General features: G+C 62.5%; 15 protein-coding genes. 11 read left to right on the top strand and 4 right to left on the bottom strand.

What is annotated here, in order from left to right; translation table 11 throughout:
• Window positions 1–80: 80 nt before the first annotated feature.
• Window positions 81–935 carry a MurR/RpiR family transcriptional regulator gene (locus tag FHW37_RS00270; RefSeq protein WP_145631123.1) on the bottom strand — a complete coding sequence of 285 codons (855 nt, stop codon included), beginning with the start codon at window positions 933–935 and terminating at the stop codon, window positions 81–83.
• A 184-nt stretch (window positions 936–1,119) separates the two neighbouring features.
• On the opposite strand from FHW37_RS00270, the gene murA reads away from it, so the two are divergent.
• From murA to FHW37_RS00215, 11 genes are all read left to right on the top strand, one after another.
• Window positions 1,120–2,376 (top strand): UDP-N-acetylglucosamine 1-carboxyvinyltransferase, encoded by a 1,257-nt coding sequence (gene murA / locus FHW37_RS00265; protein ID WP_145631121.1) that lies wholly within the window; start codon window positions 1,120–1,122, stop codon window positions 2,374–2,376.
• A complete protein-coding gene (locus tag FHW37_RS00260; protein WP_145631118.1) occupies window positions 2,373–3,251 on the top strand; it encodes an N-acetylglucosamine kinase in 879 nt (292 codons plus the stop codon). The genes murA and FHW37_RS00260 overlap by 4 nt, the downstream gene beginning before the upstream one ends.
• Window positions 3,252–3,367: 116 nt before the next feature.
• Entirely contained in the window at window positions 3,368–4,291 is a 924-nt protein-coding gene (gene murQ / locus FHW37_RS00255) for an N-acetylmuramic acid 6-phosphate etherase (RefSeq protein WP_145631116.1), read from the top strand.
• A gap of 45 nt (window positions 4,292–4,336) precedes the next feature.
• Complete coding sequence (locus tag FHW37_RS00250) at window positions 4,337–5,857, top strand: ABC transporter substrate-binding protein (protein WP_145631114.1); 1,521 nt, start codon at window positions 4,337–4,339, stop codon at window positions 5,855–5,857.
• 229 nt (window positions 5,858–6,086) lie between these two features.
• The gene (locus tag FHW37_RS00245; protein WP_145631112.1) at window positions 6,087–7,049 is read left to right on the top strand and encodes an ABC transporter permease; all 963 of its coding nucleotides are present in this window, start codon (window positions 6,087–6,089) and stop codon (window positions 7,047–7,049) included.
• A complete protein-coding gene (locus FHW37_RS00240) occupies window positions 7,049–7,888 on the top strand; it encodes an ABC transporter permease (protein ID WP_145631110.1) in 840 nt (279 codons plus the stop codon). The genes FHW37_RS00245 and FHW37_RS00240 overlap by 1 nt, the downstream gene beginning before the upstream one ends.
• A complete protein-coding gene (locus tag FHW37_RS00235; protein WP_145633693.1) occupies window positions 7,888–9,627 on the top strand; it encodes an ABC transporter ATP-binding protein in 1,740 nt (579 codons plus the stop codon). Before FHW37_RS00240 ends, FHW37_RS00235 begins: the two co-directional genes overlap by 1 nt.
• A 4-nt stretch (window positions 9,628–9,631) precedes the next feature.
• Complete coding sequence (locus FHW37_RS00230; RefSeq protein WP_145631108.1) at window positions 9,632–10,663, top strand: serine hydrolase domain-containing protein; 1,032 nt, start codon at window positions 9,632–9,634, stop codon at window positions 10,661–10,663.
• 11 nt (window positions 10,664–10,674) lie between these two features.
• Window positions 10,675–11,802, top strand: coding sequence for an anhydro-N-acetylmuramic acid kinase (locus tag FHW37_RS00225; protein ID WP_145631105.1), 1,128 nt, complete (start codon window positions 10,675–10,677; stop codon window positions 11,800–11,802).
• Between the two features lie 42 nt (window positions 11,803–11,844).
• Window positions 11,845–12,765: a DMT family transporter gene (locus FHW37_RS00220; RefSeq protein ID WP_145631103.1), complete on the top strand. Its 921-nt coding sequence runs from the start codon at window positions 11,845–11,847 to the stop codon at window positions 12,763–12,765.
• 81 nt (window positions 12,766–12,846) lie between these two features.
• Window positions 12,847–14,343, top strand: coding sequence for a S10 family peptidase (locus FHW37_RS00215; RefSeq protein WP_186458093.1), 1,497 nt, complete (start codon window positions 12,847–12,849; stop codon window positions 14,341–14,343).
• Window positions 14,344–14,354: 11 nt separating this feature from the next.
• Here the strand turns inward: FHW37_RS00215 and pcaF are convergent, their stop codons facing one another.
• From pcaF to FHW37_RS00200, 3 genes are read right to left on the bottom strand one after another with little or no spacing between them, the layout of a single operon-like run.
• Window positions 14,355–15,563 carry a 3-oxoadipyl-CoA thiolase gene (gene pcaF / locus FHW37_RS00210; RefSeq protein ID WP_145631101.1) on the bottom strand — a complete coding sequence of 403 codons (1,209 nt, stop codon included), beginning with the start codon at window positions 15,561–15,563 and terminating at the stop codon, window positions 14,355–14,357.
• Window positions 15,564–15,589: 26 nt separating this feature from the next.
• Window positions 15,590–16,279, bottom strand: a complete 690-nt coding sequence (locus FHW37_RS00205) for a CoA transferase subunit B (RefSeq protein ID WP_145631100.1) — start codon at window positions 16,277–16,279, stop codon at window positions 15,590–15,592.
• Window positions 16,276–16,983 (bottom strand): 3-oxoacid CoA-transferase subunit A, encoded by a 708-nt coding sequence (locus FHW37_RS00200; protein WP_145631098.1) that lies wholly within the window; start codon window positions 16,981–16,983, stop codon window positions 16,276–16,278. The genes FHW37_RS00205 and FHW37_RS00200 overlap by 4 nt, the downstream gene beginning before the upstream one ends.
• Window positions 16,984–16,994: the final 11 nt, after the last annotated feature.

Below are 16,994 nucleotides of genomic sequence, written 5' to 3'. Positions count from 1 at the left end.
AAGTGTCCCGGATTCCATCGAAGTCTTAAGGTCTAGAGCCGGGGCGGGATTTCATCAACAGGCCATTCCGCGGAACGGCGCTAGCGCGGCACCTTCAAGGCCGAAACCGCAAGCTCGCTGTTATGGACATATTCGTTGGCGTCGGGCTGGCGCTGGATCAGCAAGATGAAGAGCAGATCCGTCAGCATTAACTGCGCATCGCGCGCGGTGATAGACGACGACCGCGCCCTCTCCTCATCCGCCACCGTATAAAGCCGGATATTGGCGGCCTGATGCAGCGGGCCTCCGGACAGGCCGGTGATCGCAATCACCGTCGCCCCCCGCTGATGCGCCAATTCTGCGATCCTGAGCGTCTCGATACTGGCGCCGGAATAGGAGAGCGCAACCAGCACATCCTCCCGTCCTAGGGTCGAGGCATTGGCCATCTGCACATGGCTGTCGGCATCGTGCAGCACGCTGCGGCCGAGCTTCATAAGCTTGTAGGAAAAGTCTCGCGCCACCAGCGAAGAGGCGCCGACGCCCGCCAGATGCACCCGCCGCGCTCCATTCAGCGCCTGAAGAGCCTTCTCGATCTCCTGCTCGCTGTTGACGGCAAGCGTCTGCTGCATGGAAAGCATCTTGCTGCCGATCAGCTTCTGCAGAATGGTGAGGTAGCTGTCGCCGGTCTCGATCGTGCCATGGATCACGCCGGGCGGCGCGTGACGCTCCTGCACCTTCGCCTCGCTGACGGCGAGTTTCAGCTGCTGGTAACCGGCGAAACCGAGTTTCTGGCTGAATTTCACGACCGCCGACTGGCTGCGGCCCGTCTCCATCGCCAGTGCAGCAGAAGACAGCGTCAGCATCTGCTCGGGATTGTCGAGGATGAAGCGGCCGATCTCGCGGTCGGCGGGGGCCATTTCTTCGAGCTGAGCAGTAATCTTCTTCAGAACTGACATGGGATCCGGCAAATCAGGACAATGGTGGACGAGGATAGCATTCCGATGGCCACCGAAAACAGCCCGCCCTTGACTGCACTGGATTATGACGAACTGAAACGAAGAATGGAATATAAAATTCCAGATCATTGACAGGCCGTGACCAAGGTTTAGTTTCGTCCGGAAAAGCGGAACGGGTCGGCACATGGACAGATTGAGGATCGTCGGCGGGCATAAATTGCAGGGCGCGGTGACCATTGCCGGCGCTAAGAACGCCGCCCTGCCGCAGATCGCCGCCTCGCTGCTCAGCCCGCACCCGCTGGAACTGACAAACCTGCCGCAGGTGAGCGATGTCGAAAACATGCTCGGCGTCATCGCCCTGCATGGCGCCGACGTCACCCGCAGCGGCCATTCGACCGTGATCGACGCAAAACATATCGTTTCCAAGGAAGCATCCTACGATACCGTACGGCGGATGCGGGCGACCGTGCTCGTTCTGGCACCGCTGCTCGCCCGCTTTGGTGAGGCACGCGTGAGCCTGCCCGGCGGCTGCGCGATCGGCGCCCGGCCGGTCGATATGCACATCAAGGCGCTTGCAGCATTGGGCGCCGAAATCGCCATCGAAAACGGGCTGATCGTCGCCTCGGCGACCGGCGGGCTGAAGGGTGGCCGCATCGTGCTCCCCTCCCCTTCTGTCGGCGCGACCGAGACGGCGATGATGGCGGCGACCTCCGCCAAGGGCGAGACCGAAATCCTGAACGCGGCGCGTGAGCCGGAAGTTGCCGATCTCGCCGCCTGCCTCACCGCCATGGGCGCCCGGATCGAAGGCGCCGGCACGCATCGCATTCTCGTCGAAGGCACAACGACATGGCAGCCGGCACGCCATCACGGCATTCCGGACCGTATCGAGGCCGGCACCTATGCCGTTGCCGCAGCGATCACCGGCGGCACGCTGGAACTCACCAATGCCCGGCTGGAAAACATGGCCGCCGTCGTGCAGGCGCTGGAGGCGATGGGCGTCAGCGTCTGGCCGAGCGACCGCGGCCTCGTCGTGTCGCGCGATGGCCCATTGCGCGGCGCGGACCTGACCACCGAACCCTATCCCGGTTTCCCGACAGACCTGCAGGCGCAGTTCATGGCGCTTGCCGCCTGCGCCGAAGGGGCATCGCTGATCCGCGAGACGGTGTTCGAAAGCCGGTTCATGCACGTACCGGAACTGATGCGGCTTGGCGCCAATATCGCGCTTCAGGGCACGACGGCTTTGGTACGCGGCGGTCCGGCGCTCAAAGGCGCTCAGGTGATGGCGACCGACCTGCGCGCCTCGGTCTCGCTCGTGCTGGCCGGGCTGGTGTCGAGTGGCGAGACGATCATCAACCGTGTCTACCATCTCGATCGCGGCTACGAGCAGCTGGACCGCAAGCTCAAACTCTGCGGTGCCGATATCGAGCGGCAAAGCATATGAGCGGGCCGCATTATTTTCTCGGCGTCGATGGCGGCGGCACCGGCTGCCGAGCAAGGATTGAAGACGCTTCTGGCACTGTTTTGGGCCAAGGGCTTTCGGGCCCGGCCACGACACGGCTCGGCATAGAGGAAGCCTGGGCCTCGATTTCGCGCGCCTTCAATGCTGCTCTTGATGAGGCGGGCCTCGAAACCGACAAAACCGCGCATGTGCATGTCGGCATCGGCCTTGCCGGGATCGGCCGCAAGGGTGCGATCGAGACGCTTAAGGCAATTCCGCACGACTTTGCCAGCATTGATTTCGTCAGCGACGGCATGGGAGCCTGCCTCGGCGCCCATTCGGGCAAGGATGGCGCGATCGTCATTGCCGGCACCGGCTCGATCGGCCTCGGCTTTGTCGGGGACAAAAACCTGCGTGTCGGCGGCTACGGCTTTCCGATTTCCGACGAGGGCAGCGGCGCCGATCTCGGGCTGAAGGCGGTCCAGTTCGCTTTGCGCGCCCATGACGGACGGTTGGAAAAGACCGCGCTTCTCAGCGAAGTCATGCAGCGCTTTCGCGACGATCCGATGGAAGCCGTCGCCTGGATGGACCGGGCTACGGCGACCGATTACGCTGCACTGGCGCCGATGGTCATGCGCCATGCCGACCAGGGCGATGCTTCCGGCCGCCGCATCGTCCAGAGCGCGGCCGAACAGATCGATACGCTGGTGCGCGCCCTGTTCGATCTCGGCGCACCCCGCGTCACCCTGCTCGGCGGCCTCTCTTCGCCGCTCGAAGCCTGGCTTTCCCCCGACGTCCGCCGCCGCCTGAAGCCGGCCGACGGCGATGCGGTTTCCGGCGCCATCATCCTTGCCCGCCGCGCCATTACTGCCAGCTGAGCCCATACGGATTGGTTAATCCCGAAGACTCGCCAAAATAGGAATAAAATATTCCTTAGTCGATTGACTTGAGGAATGAACGATCCTAATCCTTTAACGAAAGGTCAAGGATTGCCATGAGTGAAGTGCGTCTGATTTCCGAGCTGGAACGACTGGTCTCCGAGGATCGCAATCCCCGCTCGATGGACATCGACCTCCTGCCGACCGTCGATGTTCTGCGCGAGATCAATACGGAAGACCGGCTTGTTCCCGAAGCCGTCGAGAAAGTCCTGCCGCAGATCGCCGAGGCCGTCGACGAAATCGTCAGGGCTTTCCGGAAAGGCGCCCGCCTCGTCTATATCGGCGCCGGCACGAGCGGCCGGCTCGGCGTGCTCGATGCCTCCGAGTGCCCGCCGACCTTCAGCGTGCCCGAAGGCACGGTCGTCGGCCTGATTGCCGGCGGCAATGATGCGTTGATGCACGCGATCGAAGGCGCAGAAGACGATCCCGAACAGGGCGCCAAGGATTTGGCCGGTATCGGCCTGACGAAGGACGATGTCGTGGTCGGCATCGCCGTCAGCGGCCGCACGCCCTATGTGATCGGCGCCTTGAACCATGCGAAGGCGCTTGGCGCAAAAACCGTCGCGCTCTCCTGCAATCCCGGCTCGGCCATTGCCGATATCGCCGATATCGCGATTTCCCCGGTCGTCGGCCCGGAAATTCTGACCGGCTCGACGCGGCTGAAATCCGGCACAGCGCAAAAGCTGGTTCTCAACATGCTGACGACCGCCAGCATGATCAAGATCGGCAAGAGCTATCAGAACCTGATGGTCGATCTCAGCGCCACCAACCGGAAACTCGAGGCGCGGGCCGCCCGTATCGTCATGCAGGCGACCGGCTGCGAAGCGGACGAGGCGCGTCGCGTGCTGGATCTCACCGGCAATGACGTGAAGCTGGCGATCCTGATCGAACTGACCGGAATGGAGGTTGAAACCGCCCGCAATGCACTTCATGACGCAGGAGGCTTCCTTCGCGCCGCAATCCATGGGAAGACAGCATAAGCTACTGAAACAGGCCAGAAATCTGGAAAAAAGGGGAGAATAAGAATGGGAAGGCATTTTTCGACGAAATTCATCACCGGACTGACCCTTGCGGCAGCACTTTGCGCTTCCGCACTTTCGGCTCCGGCCTCCGCCGCGTCGCTGAAAATGGCCTGGAAACAGGACGCGACCGGCCTTGATCCGCACAAGCAGACCGCCTTCTCCTCCATCCGCCTCCTCGAACTGATCTATGAGCCGCTGGTGCGGTTCGACAAGGACCTGCAGATCGTCCCGGCTGTCGCATCCTCCTGGGAATTTGCGCCCGACGCCAAGCAGATCACCTTCAAGCTCGATCCGAAGGCGAAATTCCAGGATGGCAAGCCGGTCACCTCGGCCGACGTGAAAGCTTCGTTCGAGCGCCTGCTCGATGAAAAGACCGCCGCCGCCGCCCGCGCCAACTTCCTCTCCATCGCCTCGATCGAAGCGCCGGATCCGCAGGCCGTGATCTTCAAGCTGTCGCAGCCGGATGTGCCGCTGCTGACGGCCATGGCAAGCATCAATGCCGCAATCGTTCCGGCGGCAGAAATCACCGCCGGCACGGTCGGCACCAAGGCGCTCGGCTCCGGTCCATTCAAACTCGACAAGTGGGAACCGAATTCCAAGGAAACGCTGTCCGCCAACAAGGACTGGGCCGGCGGCAAGGTCGGTGTCGATGGCATCGATATCAGCGTCCTGCCGGACGAAACGGCGATCCTCGCCGCCCTTCGCACCAAGCAGGTCGATTTTGCGCTGATCAATGATCCGCTCGTCGCAACGCTCATCCCGAACGAAAAGAGCCTCGTGCTGAACCGCACGCCGGTTCTCGCCTACCACGTCCTGCAGCTCAATCCGTCGCGCAAGCCGATGGACAATCTTGCCGTCCGCCAGGCGATCTCCTGCGCCGTCGATCGTCAGGACGTGCTTGACACCGCCTCGGTCGGCGAAGGCAAGGTCACCGGCCCGCTGACCATGCCGGGTTATACGGCCGATGCCAGCACACTTCCCTGCTACAAGAAGGATCTTACAAAGGCGAAGAAGCTGATGGCCGATGCCGGCTTCGGCAGCGGCTTTTCCGCCACCGTGATCGCCGCCAATGGCGAACCGGCAACGGCTGCAGCCGAAGCGCAGGTCCTGCAGTCGCAGCTCGCCGAGATCGGCATCAAGCTCGACATCAAGATGATGGAGCTCAACGTCTATGTCGATGCCTGGCTGAAGGGCGATTTCGACATGGCGGTAGCGCTGAACGGCGGCCGCGCCGATCCCTATTCGATGTATAATCGCTACTTCACCAAGACCGGTAACCTGCAGAAAGTCTCGAACTATATCGACGACACGCTGGACAGCCTGATGCAGAAGGGCCGCGTCGAGACGGATCCAGCCAAGCGCAAGACGATCTTCGCCGATTTCGAAAAGCACCTCGTCGAGGTCTCGCCCTGGATCTGGCTCTACACGTCCTACAGCTACACGGCGCAGCAGAAGAACGTGCAGGGTTTTCAGCCGACACCGGAAGGCTCGCTGTTCGGGCTGAGCAAGGTGAGCTTGAATTGATCGAAGCCTTTTCTTGACCCCGCAAGACAAGGGTCAGGATCACCGTCAATGAATGAAGGTCCCTCCCAACCCTCCCCACATGGGGAGGGCTTAACCCGATCGCACAGCCAAGCCCCTATTTGGGCAGGCGGGTGCGACGGGGTTTTCTCTCCCTTGTCGGGGGAGATGGCCGACAGGCCAGAGGCGGCCTTGGGAACACAACAGCCATGCAGCAGAGCCTGACAACATTATGACCTATCTGGCGAAACGGCTTTTGACCTTTCCGCTGGTCATGCTCGGCGTATCGATCCTCGTCTTCGTTGCCATCCGCATGGTGCCGGGCGATGCGATCACCGCCATGCTCGGCACCGAAGCGGGTCTGCTGACACCGGCGCAGCGGCAGGCGCTTGCGGCCTATTTCGGCATCGATCAGCCGATCCTCGTGCAATATGGCCACTGGCTGCTCGGCGTGTTCAAGGGCGATCTCGGCATTTCCGTCATTCACGGCAAGCCGGTCCTCGGCATCATTCTCGAGCGTTTTCCGCTGACGCTCGAGCTCGCCTTGCTTTCCATGATGATTGCCATTCTGGTCGGGCTGCCCGCCGGCATCTTTGCCGCAACGCGCACCGAAAAGCTCTCCGACCTCGGCGTGCGGATCATCGCGATGATCGGCCAGTCGACACCGAATTTCGTCACCGGCCTGCTTCTGATCTACGCACTCTCGGCCGGGTTCGGCATCCTGCCGACCATGGGTGAATTCACGCCGCTCACGGTCGATCCCCTGAAAAACCTCGGCCAGATGATCCTGCCGGCCATCACGCTCGGCTTTGCCTTCGCCGCCTCCGTCGCACGCATTTCCCGTTCCGCCATGCTCGATGTGCTGAGCGAGGATTATGTCCGAACCGCCCGCTCACGAGGCGCGCCAAAACGCTGGGTGATCTGGCGGCATGCGCTGCCCAATGCGTTGATCCCGGTCGTGACGATCAGCGGCGTCGAGTTCGGTTATCTTCTGGGTGGCGCCGTTCTGGTGGAACAGATCTTTGCGCTGCCGGGCCTCGGACGACTGGTGCTCGAAGCGATCCTGCAGCGGGATTATGCGCTGGTGCAGGGCTGCGTGCTGTTCATCGCCTTCAACTTCATGGTCGTCAATCTTCTCGTCGATCTCGCCTATGTAGCGCTCGATCCACGCATCCGGCTTGGAGAGGGCAGCTGATGGCCTTCCTCCGAGCCATATTCTCGCATCCCAGCGGCCGTATCGGCGGCACGATCGTGCTTGTCTATCTGGTCATCGCCCTGCTCGGCGTCTTCGGGGTGACGCCGCACAATCCGCTGCAGCAATTCCGCATCGACCGCCTGCATGGCCCGAGCATGAAATACCTGATGGGCACGGACCTGTTCGGCCGCGATGTCGCAAGCCGGCTGATGACGGCGATCGGCCAGTCCTTCCTCGTCGCCTTCGCCTCGGTCGCGATCGCCAGCATTTTTGGCACGATACTGGGGCTGACCGCCGCCTGGTTCGGACGGCTTTGGGATGGCCTCGTCATGCGGATCATGGATGTGCTGCTTGCCTTCCCCGCCATCCTGCTCGCGCTCTTGATCATCGCCATTGCCGGCCCCGGCAGTTTTACGAGCATTGCCGCGATCGCCATTGTCTACACGCCGATCTTTACCCGCGTCGTGCGCGGCCCGGCGCTGTCGATCAAGGGCCGCGAATTTGTCGATGCGGCCCGCACCTTCGGCTCCAGCCGCCGCTATATCCTGACCCGCCATCTGCTGCTCAACCTCGTCGCGCCGCTCACCGTGCAGGTGACGCTGGCACTCGCATGGTCGCTTTTGACCGAGGCCGGCCTTTCCTTCCTCGGCCTCGGCACCCAACCACCCGCGGCCTCGCTCGGCCTGATGCTGGCGGACAGCCGAAACATGATGGAGACAGCGCCCTGGCTTCTCATCTTCCCGGCCGTCGCCATCATGATCAGCATTCTCGGCTTCAACCTTCTGGGCGATGCCCTGCGCGACATCTTTGACCCCAAGACAAGGAGCCGGCCCGCATGATCAGCCCGCTTCTTTCCGTTTCCAACCTTCACGTCGGTTTCGGCCGCGATCTGGTAAAGACCGAGATCGTGAAGGGCGTCAGCTTCGACCTTTCGGCGGGCGAAACACTGGCCATCGTCGGCGAAAGCGGCTCCGGCAAATCCGTGACGGCGCTTTCGATCAACCGCCTCGTCGATTTCGGCGGCGGGCGGATCACCGCCGGCTCGATCATGCTGTCGCGCGCCGACGGGACGACCGTCGACATCGCTACAGCAAAGGAACCGGTTCTCGAAAAGATCCGCGGCGGCGAGATCGGCATGATCTTCCAGGAGCCGATGACCTCGCTCAATCCGGTCCTGTCGATCGGCAGGCAGATTGCCGAATCCTTTCGCCTGCATCGCGGCCTGACCGGAAGGCAGGCAGAAGCTGCAGCAAAGGATGCGCTCGACCGGGTTCGCATTCCCGACGCCGCACGGCGGCTCAAATACACGCCGAACCAGCTTTCCGGCGGCATGCTGCAGCGGGTGATGATCGCCTCGGCCCTTGCCTGCAATCCGCGCCTGCTGATTGCCGACGAACCGACCACGGCGCTCGACGTAACCGTACAGGCGCAGATCATGGCGCTACTCGCCGAGTTGAAGCGCGAGACCGGCATGGGCATGATCTTCATCACCCATGATATCGGCCTCGTCGCCGGCAGCGCCGACAAGGTGATGGTCATGCAGGCCGGCGAAGCGGTGGAACAGGGCCCGCTCGACGACATCCTGGATCGGCCACAGCATGCCTATACGAAACACCTTCTCAGCGCCGTTCCGCATTTCCAGTCCGGCCGTGCCGCGCGCGCGGATTTTGCCCGTCAGCAAAAGCAGATGGCTGCGTTGAAGGTCGAGGGACTTACTGTCCGTTTTCCCGTTTCGGGCAGCATTTTCAGCCGCTCGCCAGGCTCGGTCCATGCCGTCGAAAATATCGGTTTCGACCTGATGCCGGGCGAGACGCTGGCGATCGTCGGCGAAAGCGGCTCGGGCAAGTCCACCACGGCCCGCGCCATTCTCGGCCTCGTCAAACCGATCCGCGGTGACTTTTCGACGCCCGGGACAAATGCGGCAACCCGCACGGACCCGGGCGTGCAGATGGTGTTCCAGAACCCCTATGCCTCGCTCAATCCGCGGCTTCGGATCGACAGCATTCTGGCCGAACCGGTGATTGCCGCCGGTGAACCGGTCACCGCAAAAACGCGCGAGCGGATGGCCATGCTCCTCAAACGTGTCGGCCTGCCCGAGGACAGTCTTGAGCGTTACCCGCACCAGTTTTCCGGCGGGCAGCGGCAGAGGCTCTGCATTGCCCGCGCACTGATGCTCAATCCGAAAATTCTGGTGCTGGATGAGGCGGTTTCGGCGCTCGATGTCTCCGTTCAGGCAAGAGTGCTGGAACTGCTCATCGACCTGCAGAAGGAATACGGCCTTGCCTATCTCTTCGTCAGCCATGACATGGCGGTGGTGGAGCGGATCGCGCACCGGATCGCCGTCGTTTATGCGGGGCAGATCGTCGAGATCGGCGATGCGGCCTCCGTCCTGTCCAACCCGCAACATTCCTATACGAAACGCCTGATTTCCGCCGTTCCGACCATCGATCGTCGCCAGCAGCACTTCGAAATCGACACGCGTCAGATACCCTCTCTCGTCCGCCCGGCCGGATACGAGCCGCCGCAGGCCGATTGGCGGGGTTTTGGTGGGGATCACCGTGCAAGGGTGGAGGCGTGAGGTCATGGAGAACGGAACTTTCAGGACAGCAGTCACCGATCTGAACGTCCGGTTCAACCGCGCCTTCGAGCCGCTCAGGACCGCTGTCGCAACGCGCCGTATTCCGGGCGGCGTACTCGGCATCGTCGACCTGAAGCATGGCCGCAGGACCCAGGCGATTGGTTCGGCGGAATTCATGCCGAAATACCGCGAGATGACCGAAAAGACATGGTTCGACCTCGCATCGCTGACCAAGGTCATCTTCACCACGCCGCGCATTCTGGAACTTGCCCATGACGGCACGATCGATCTCGATGCGCCGCTGACGACGCGCCTTCCCGACCTCCGGCAATATTCCGCCGACGACTGGGAGCGGCAGGTGACTTTTCGCCAATGCCTCGGCCACCAGACGCCATTTCCGGCCGTTGAGCCGATCTATACCTATGGCCGCGATCCGGATCTGCTACGCGCCTTCATCCTGCAGAGGGAATGGAAGGCCGGCCCGCCGGTCTATTCCGACATTAATTTCATCCTGCTCGGCTTCGTGCTCGAGCGGCTCACGGGAAAACCCTGGCGCGAGCTCGATCCCGGCCAGGGTTTCGCATGGTCGGCCGCGCCTGAAAATTCCGCCGCGACGGAAGATTGCACCTGGCGACACCGGATCCTGTCCGGCGAAGTGCATGACGACAATTGCTCGGCGCTGGAAGGCTCCGGCCATGCCGGCCTGTTCGGCACGGTGACCTCGGTTCTCGATTTCGCCGAAAGCCTGCTCGTCGGCACAGGCGCATCCGAGGAAACGATCAAGCTGATGCGTACGCCGCTTTCCGAAAAGCGGACGCATGGCTGGGAGCACCCCTACCACGACTGGTCCGGCGGCAATGCCTGCAGCGCGGGCACGATTGGCCATACGGGCTTTACCGGCACCGGCCTCTGGATCGATTTCGACCGTGGCCGCGCCTGGACGCTGCTCACCAACCGCATTCACCCGACCCGCCATTTCGACAGCGGCATCATCGCGTTGCGTCAGGCGGTCGGCGATCTCGTCAATCAGGATTGAGGAATTTTACGATGGCAGATATTTTCGAGCCGATATGGGCCGTCGGCCTGATGACCGGGACCGTCCTCGACGGCAATATCGACGTGGCCCTGCTGAAGACCGATGGCGAGACGATCGAAACCTTCGGAGCTTATACACTGGCGCCCTACCCGCCTGAGATCCGGACGCTCTTGGAAGAGACGCTGAAGCAAGCGCGTGCCTGGAATTTCGAAGGGCCGGAGCCAGATATTTTTCGCGAGGCCGAAGGGGCGCTGACGCGCGCGCAATCGCAGGCGGTCAAGGATCTGGTGGAAAGCGCCGGGCTGACCATGGCCGATATCGGCATCGTCGGCTTTCACGGCCAGACCGTGCTGCATCGTGCCCCGACCAAAGAGCGACTGGGCGATACGCGCCAGCTCGGCGATGGTGAACTGATGGCCCCGATCCTCGGGACTAAGGTCGCCTATGATTTCCGCTCAACAGATGTCCGTGCCGGCGGACAGGGAGCGCCGCTTGCTGCTGCCTATCATTCCGCCCTCCTGCGCAGTCTGGACAAGACCGGGGAGACGGCCGTGCTCAATCTTGGCGGCGTCGCCAATATCACCTGGTGGGATGGTGGCGATCTGGTCGTCGCTTTCGACACCGGCCCCGCCAACGCACCGCTCAACGATTTCATGAAGGCCCGCGGCCTTGGGGAAATGGATTTTGGCGGCGCGCTTGGTGCGTCCGGTACGGTCGATGAAGCCCGGCTCGCCGAGCTGACGAAACACCCCTACCTGACCGCCGCCTATCCGAAATCGCTCGACCGGTTTTCGTTCACGGCCGCCATGGCCGATGGGCTTGGCGATGCCGAAGGCGCCGCCACTCTCTCGGCCTTCACCGCATCGGCCGTCGGCAAGGCGCTCGATCTCCTGCCGCGGCGACCGAAGCGGCTGATCGTCTCCGGCGGCGGCCGGCACAACCCGACCATCATGGCGATGCTGGAAGATAGGGCCGGCGCAAAGGCCGTCTCCGCCGACCAGTTCGGCTGGCGCGGAGACGCCGTCGAGGCCGAATGCTTCGCCTTTCTGGCGGTGCGCGTTCTGCGCGGCCTGCCGATCAGTTTCCCGACCACGACAGGGGCTCCAAAGCCCTTGCAAGGTGGGCGGTTGGCCGGCTAAGCGGAAGATAACCGAGCGCTCCGACTCGGACGGAGAAACACCATGGCCAAGGGCCTGTCGGCACGCGCCGGCATCAGCGCTGTTACTGCCGGCATCCTGCTGATGCTGCTCGGCGATTTCCTGTTCGCACTCAACGATGCCATGGGCAAATGGCTGGTCGCCAGTTTTGCCGTCGGGCAGGTTCTGGTGCTGCGCTCGATCGGCTCAGCCATCGTGCTGGCGCCAATGCTGGCTCGCCAGCCGCTGAGTGCGCTCTATCGGGTCGAACAGCCGGGCATCCAGATCATGCGCGTTGCCTTTGCAACGCTCGATCTTTCCCTGTTTTACGCGGCCGTCGCCTATCTGCCGCTTGCCGATGTCATGACCTTCTATATGGCCGGACCGATCTATGTCGCGGCGCTTTCGCATTTCTTCCTCGGCGAGCGGATCGGCTGGCGGCGCTGGCTCGCCGTGTTTCTCGGCTTTGTCGGCGTCATCATCGCGCTCCGCCCCTCCTCTGCCATGCTGGACTGGCCGGCTTTGTTCGGGCTTGTCGGCAGTTTTGGGTTTGCGTTGACGATCGTCCTCAACAGGCAGCTGCGCGCCACCTCGGATGCGACGCTCGTCACCTGGCAGGCTATCGCCGGCCTGATCGGCGGCGTCTTCCTCAGCATCGGCCACTGGTCGCCTTTCACCTTCGGCGAACTCATGGCGCTTCTCCTGCTCGGCGTCGTCGCCAGCACCGGCCACCTGCTTCTGACGCGCTCGCTGAAACTGGCGCCCGCCTCGGTTCTCGCACCGTTGCAATATACGCTGCTCGTCTGGGCCGTCTTCCTCGGCTGGCTTTTCTTCGGCGACCTGCCGGATGCCCAGACATGGATCGGTGCTGCTGTCATCGTCGGATCCGGCCTGTTCATCTTCCACCGCGGCAATGTCAAACAGGATACGTCTCCTGTGCTACCGACGGATTCCAGCCACGGCTGATCGCCGCTTCAACAGGAAGTGAACTTCCCGGCATCCCTTGCGCGCATTAGATAAGGCGTGGCCTGTCTAGGAGGATTTGCCGTGTCCCTGTTTCGACCGATCGCCTGCCTTATCCTGCTCCTGTCCCTCACTGCACCCGTTTCGGCGCAACAGCGTGGCGGCGAACAAGCGCGCGGACCCGTTATTTTCAGCCTAATCCCCGAGGATTCGGTAACGGATCACGTGCTGAAAACCGCAACAGGCGATCTACCCTATACCGCGACCGCCGGCACACTCGATCTCTTCGGCCAGGACGGCAACCGATCGGCAAAGATTTTTTACACCGCCTATATCGCCAAGGACCGCAAGCCGGGCCGGCCGCTAACCTTTGCCTTTAATGGCGGGCCGGGTGCAGCCTCCGCCTATCTGCATCTCGGGCTGATCGGCCCGAAAATCGTTGATTTCGGCAAGAGCGGCGACGACGGCACGATGCCCACGCTGAAGGACAATCCGGACAGCTGGCTCGCCTTGACCGATCTCGTGATCATCGATCCCGTCGGCACTGGCTGGAGCCGTGCCAGCGATGACGAGACCGCCAAGAATTTTTACGGCGTCCGGCAGGATGCCGACAGCCTTGCCAAGGCAATCACGCTCTACGTGCAGAAAAACGACCGGCTGGATGCGCCGAAATATCTCGCAGGCGAGAGTTACGGCGGTTTTCGAGCGGCCAAGGTGGCGCTGTCGATGAAAAACAATCAGGGTCTTCTCGTCTCCGGCATCGTGATGCTGTCGCCCTTGCTGGAGGGCCGGTTCCTCGCCAATTCCGATGATCCCCTGAGCGCAGCGCTGCAGCTTCCATCTCTTGCCGCTGCCCATATGGAAAACACAAAAAGCTTCACGCCGGAAAAGCTCGCAGAAGCAGAAACATTTGCGCTGAAAGACTATCTGCCGGCGCTTGCTGGGCCTGCTCCGAGCGGCACGGCCGCAGATGGCCTCTACTCGCGTATCTCCGCGATGACGGGCATATCGAAGGATGTCATTGCGGAAAGCCGCGGCTTCATCGGTGATGCCTATACGAAGCAGATGGGTGGTCCCGGCCGGGTCGTCAGCCCCTATGACGCATCCTATTCCGTTCCCGACGCCTATCCGGAATCGCCCTTCAGCCGCAATGACGACCCCATTCTCGAAGGTTACACCCGCGCCTATGGCGCAGCCTTCGTCGCTTACGCCCGCAACGAGCTGAAATTCTCAAGCGACATGACCTACAACCTCCTCAACGAGGAAGTGAACCGCCGCTGGGAATGGAACGGCAGCCGCGGCGGCGATTCCCGCGCACTCGCGAGCGCCTCCACCGATCTGCGCGATCTCCTCTCGGTCATCCCGCCCTTCCGGCTGGTCATCGCCCATGGCTATAGCGACGCGCTGACGCCCTATGGCGCCAGCCGCTACGTGATTGAGCACCTGCCTGCGCCGCTTGCGACCGGCCGGGCGGAGCTCAAGCGTTATCGCGGCGGGCACATGTTCTACACCAACCCGGATTCACGCCACGCTTTTGCCGAGGATATCCGCGCCTTCTATGGAGCGAAGGCGACGGATTAAAGGGAGCGGGACTAAACCCGCTCCAGCGCCACCGCGATGCCCTGACCAACACCAATGCACATCGTGGCGAGCGCTCGCTTGGCGCCGCCGCGCAGCGAGAGCTCGAGCGCAGCCGTGCCGGCAATGCGGGCACCGGACATGCCGAGCGGGTGGCCGAGTGCGATAGCGCCGCCGTTCGGATTGACGTGGTCGGCATCCTCGGCAATGCCGAGTTCGCGCAGGACGGCGATGCCCTGAGAGGCGAAGGCTTCATTCAGCTCGACGACGTCGAAATCCTTGGGCGAAAGGCCAAGCCTGGCGCAGAGTTTTTGGGTTGCGGGTGCCGGGCCGATACCCATGATCCGCGGCGGAACACCGGCCGTCGCGCCGCCGACGATACGGGCGATCGGCGTCAGGCCGAATTTCTTGGCGGCAGCTTCAGAGGCGATGATCAATGCCGCGGCGCCATCATTGACGCCCGAGGCATTGCCGGCAGTGACCGTGCCGCCTTCGATCTTGTTAACCGGCTTCAGCTTGCCGAGCGCTTCCATGCTCGTTGCGCGCGGATGTTCGTCGCGATCGACGATAACGGGGGCGCCCTTGCGCTGGGGCACGCTGACGGAGGTGATTTCCTTCGCAAGACGGCCGTTTTCCTGAGCCGCAGCGGCCTTGACCTGACTGCGGACGGCGAAGGCGTCCTGGTCTTCGCGGGAGACCTTGTAGTCGATCGCCACGTTGTCACCGGTCTCCGGCATGGAATCGACGCCATACTGCTTTTTCATCAGCGGATTGACGAAGCGCCAACCGATCGTCGTGTCATAGATTTCGGCATTGCGCGAAAAGGCGGTCTCGGCCTTGGGCATAACGAAAGGCGCACGGCTCATGCTTTCGACGCCACCGGCAATCATGATCTCGGCCTCGCCGGCCTTGATGGCGCGAGCGGCGGTGATGACGGCATCCATGCCCGAACCGCAGAGACGGTTCATGGTCGTGCCGGAGACAGAAACCGGCAGCCCCGCGAGAAGCACGGCCATGCGGGCAACGTTGCGATTGTCCTCGCCGGCCTGGTTGGCGCAGCCATAGATGACATCGGCGACGGCTTCCCAATCGACGGAGGCGTTGCGCTCGACCAGAGCCTTCAGCGGCACGGCAGCGAGATCATCGGCGCGAACCGAAGACAAACAACCGCCGAAACGGCCGATCGGCGTGCGGATGTAATCGCAGATATAGGCTTCCGTCATTCTTCCCTCCTCACAATTTCGTCTTCTTACAAAGCCGGTACGGTGAGATCGGCAACGGCTCCATCGATATGAAGCGGCGCGCCGGTCATCGCCTGCAGCTCTTCGACCGACATGTCGGCCAGTTTTTCACGCAGCACGAACCGGCCATCGACGATGTCGATCACGGCATGGCTCGTATAGACCCGAGTGATACAGCCAACCCCGGTTAGCGGAAAGGTACAAGCTTCAACTAATTTTGGTTCGCCGTTTTTCGTCACATGTTCGGTGACGACGCAGACCTGTTTTGCGCCATGCACGAGATCCATGGCGCCGCCGACGGCCGGCACGCCCTTCGAGCCGACCCGCCAGTTGGCAAGGTCACCGTTCTGGGCCACCTGCAGCGCGCCGAGGATGGCGACATCGAGATGGCCGCCTCGCACCATGGCAAAACTGTCAGCATGGTGGAAAAAGGCGGCACCCGGCTTCAGCGTTACCGCCTTCTTGCCGGCATTGATGAGGTCCCAGTCCTCTTCACCGGCGGCCGGCGCCTCGCCAAAGTTGAGGATGCCGTTTTCGGTATGAAAGATCGCCTCGCGGCCCGGTGGCTGGTAGCGCGCCACCATTTCCGGAAAGCCGATCCCGAGGTTTACATAGGCGCCATCGGCAATGTCCTGCGCGGCGCGCCAGGCGATCTGGGCGTTGGAAAGTTTGATGTCTTCTCGCGTGTTGAGGGTCATGCGTAGACAACTCCGGCCCGGATGAGCTCTTCTTCCTGTTGCGGATTGGCGACTTCGACGACACGGTCGACAAAAATGCCCGGCGTCACGACATGTTCGGGATCGATATCCCCGACCGGCACGATCTTCGAGACCTGCACGATCGTCTTTGCGGCGGCCATGCACATCAGCGGATTAAAGTTGCGGGCGGCCTTGTTGTAGGTGAGGTTGCCGAGCGCATCGCCGAGATGCGCCTTGATGATGGCGAAATCGGCCTTCAGCCAGCGTTCCTGGACGTAAGGACGGCCGTCGAATTCGGCGATGACCTTGCCTTCCGCCAGTTCGGTTCCATAGCCGGTCGGCGTGTAGAAGGCTGGGATCCCGGCGCCGCCGGCACGGATCCGCTCCGCAAGCGTGCCCTGCGGCACCAGTTCCAGCTCGATCTGACCGGCCAGATAGCGATCCGTGAAGGCGCGCGGATCCGACGATTTCGGGAAGGAGCAGATCATCTTGCGCACCATGCCCGCGTCGATCATCGCGGCGATGCCGATGCGGCCATTGCCGGCATTGTTGTTGATGACGGTCAGATCCTTGATCCCGCGGTCGATCAGCGCGTGGATCAGCTCGATCGGCGCCCCCGACCCACCAAAGCCCCCGATCATGATCGTGGCGCCGTCTCCGATTTCCGCGACAGCCTCGGCCATCGTCGCGATCGTCTTGTCCATGCAAAATCCTC

The sequence above is a fragment of the Neorhizobium alkalisoli genome (assembly GCF_007829835.1).
In the GTDB taxonomy this organism is placed as follows: Bacteria; Pseudomonadota; Alphaproteobacteria; order Rhizobiales; family Rhizobiaceae; genus Neorhizobium.
This window is presented reverse-complemented; position numbering and strand designations above follow the sequence as displayed.

What these genes read in the sequence shown, in the direction of transcription:
- FHW37_RS00225 (WP_145631105.1), top strand. Translation starts at nt 10,675, where the DNA reads ATGGCAGATATTTTCGAGCCGATATGGGCCGTCGGCCTGATGACCGGG.
- FHW37_RS00240 (WP_145631110.1), top strand. Translation starts at nt 7,049, where the DNA reads ATGGCCTTCCTCCGAGCCATATTCTCGCATCCCAGCGGCCGTATCGGC.
- FHW37_RS00205 (WP_145631100.1), bottom strand. Translation starts at nt 16,279, where the DNA reads ATGACCCTCAACACGCGAGAAGACATCAAACTTTCCAACGCCCAGATC.
- pcaF (WP_145631101.1), bottom strand. Translation starts at nt 15,563, where the DNA reads ATGACGGAAGCCTATATCTGCGATTACATCCGCACGCCGATCGGCCGT.
- FHW37_RS00260 (WP_145631118.1), top strand. Translation starts at nt 2,373, where the DNA reads ATGAGCGGGCCGCATTATTTTCTCGGCGTCGATGGCGGCGGCACCGGC.
- murQ (WP_145631116.1), top strand. Translation starts at nt 3,368, where the DNA reads ATGAGTGAAGTGCGTCTGATTTCCGAGCTGGAACGACTGGTCTCCGAG.
- FHW37_RS00270 (WP_145631123.1), bottom strand. Translation starts at nt 935, where the DNA reads ATGTCAGTTCTGAAGAAGATTACTGCTCAGCTCGAAGAAATGGCCCCC.
- murA (WP_145631121.1), top strand. Translation starts at nt 1,120, where the DNA reads ATGGACAGATTGAGGATCGTCGGCGGGCATAAATTGCAGGGCGCGGTG.
- FHW37_RS00250 (WP_145631114.1), top strand. Translation starts at nt 4,337, where the DNA reads ATGGGAAGGCATTTTTCGACGAAATTCATCACCGGACTGACCCTTGCG.
- FHW37_RS00220 (WP_145631103.1), top strand. Translation starts at nt 11,845, where the DNA reads ATGGCCAAGGGCCTGTCGGCACGCGCCGGCATCAGCGCTGTTACTGCC.
- FHW37_RS00245 (WP_145631112.1), top strand. Translation starts at nt 6,087, where the DNA reads ATGACCTATCTGGCGAAACGGCTTTTGACCTTTCCGCTGGTCATGCTC.
- FHW37_RS00200 (WP_145631098.1), bottom strand. Translation starts at nt 16,983, where the DNA reads ATGGACAAGACGATCGCGACGATGGCCGAGGCTGTCGCGGAAATCGGA.
- FHW37_RS00230 (WP_145631108.1), top strand. Translation starts at nt 9,632, where the DNA reads ATGGAGAACGGAACTTTCAGGACAGCAGTCACCGATCTGAACGTCCGG.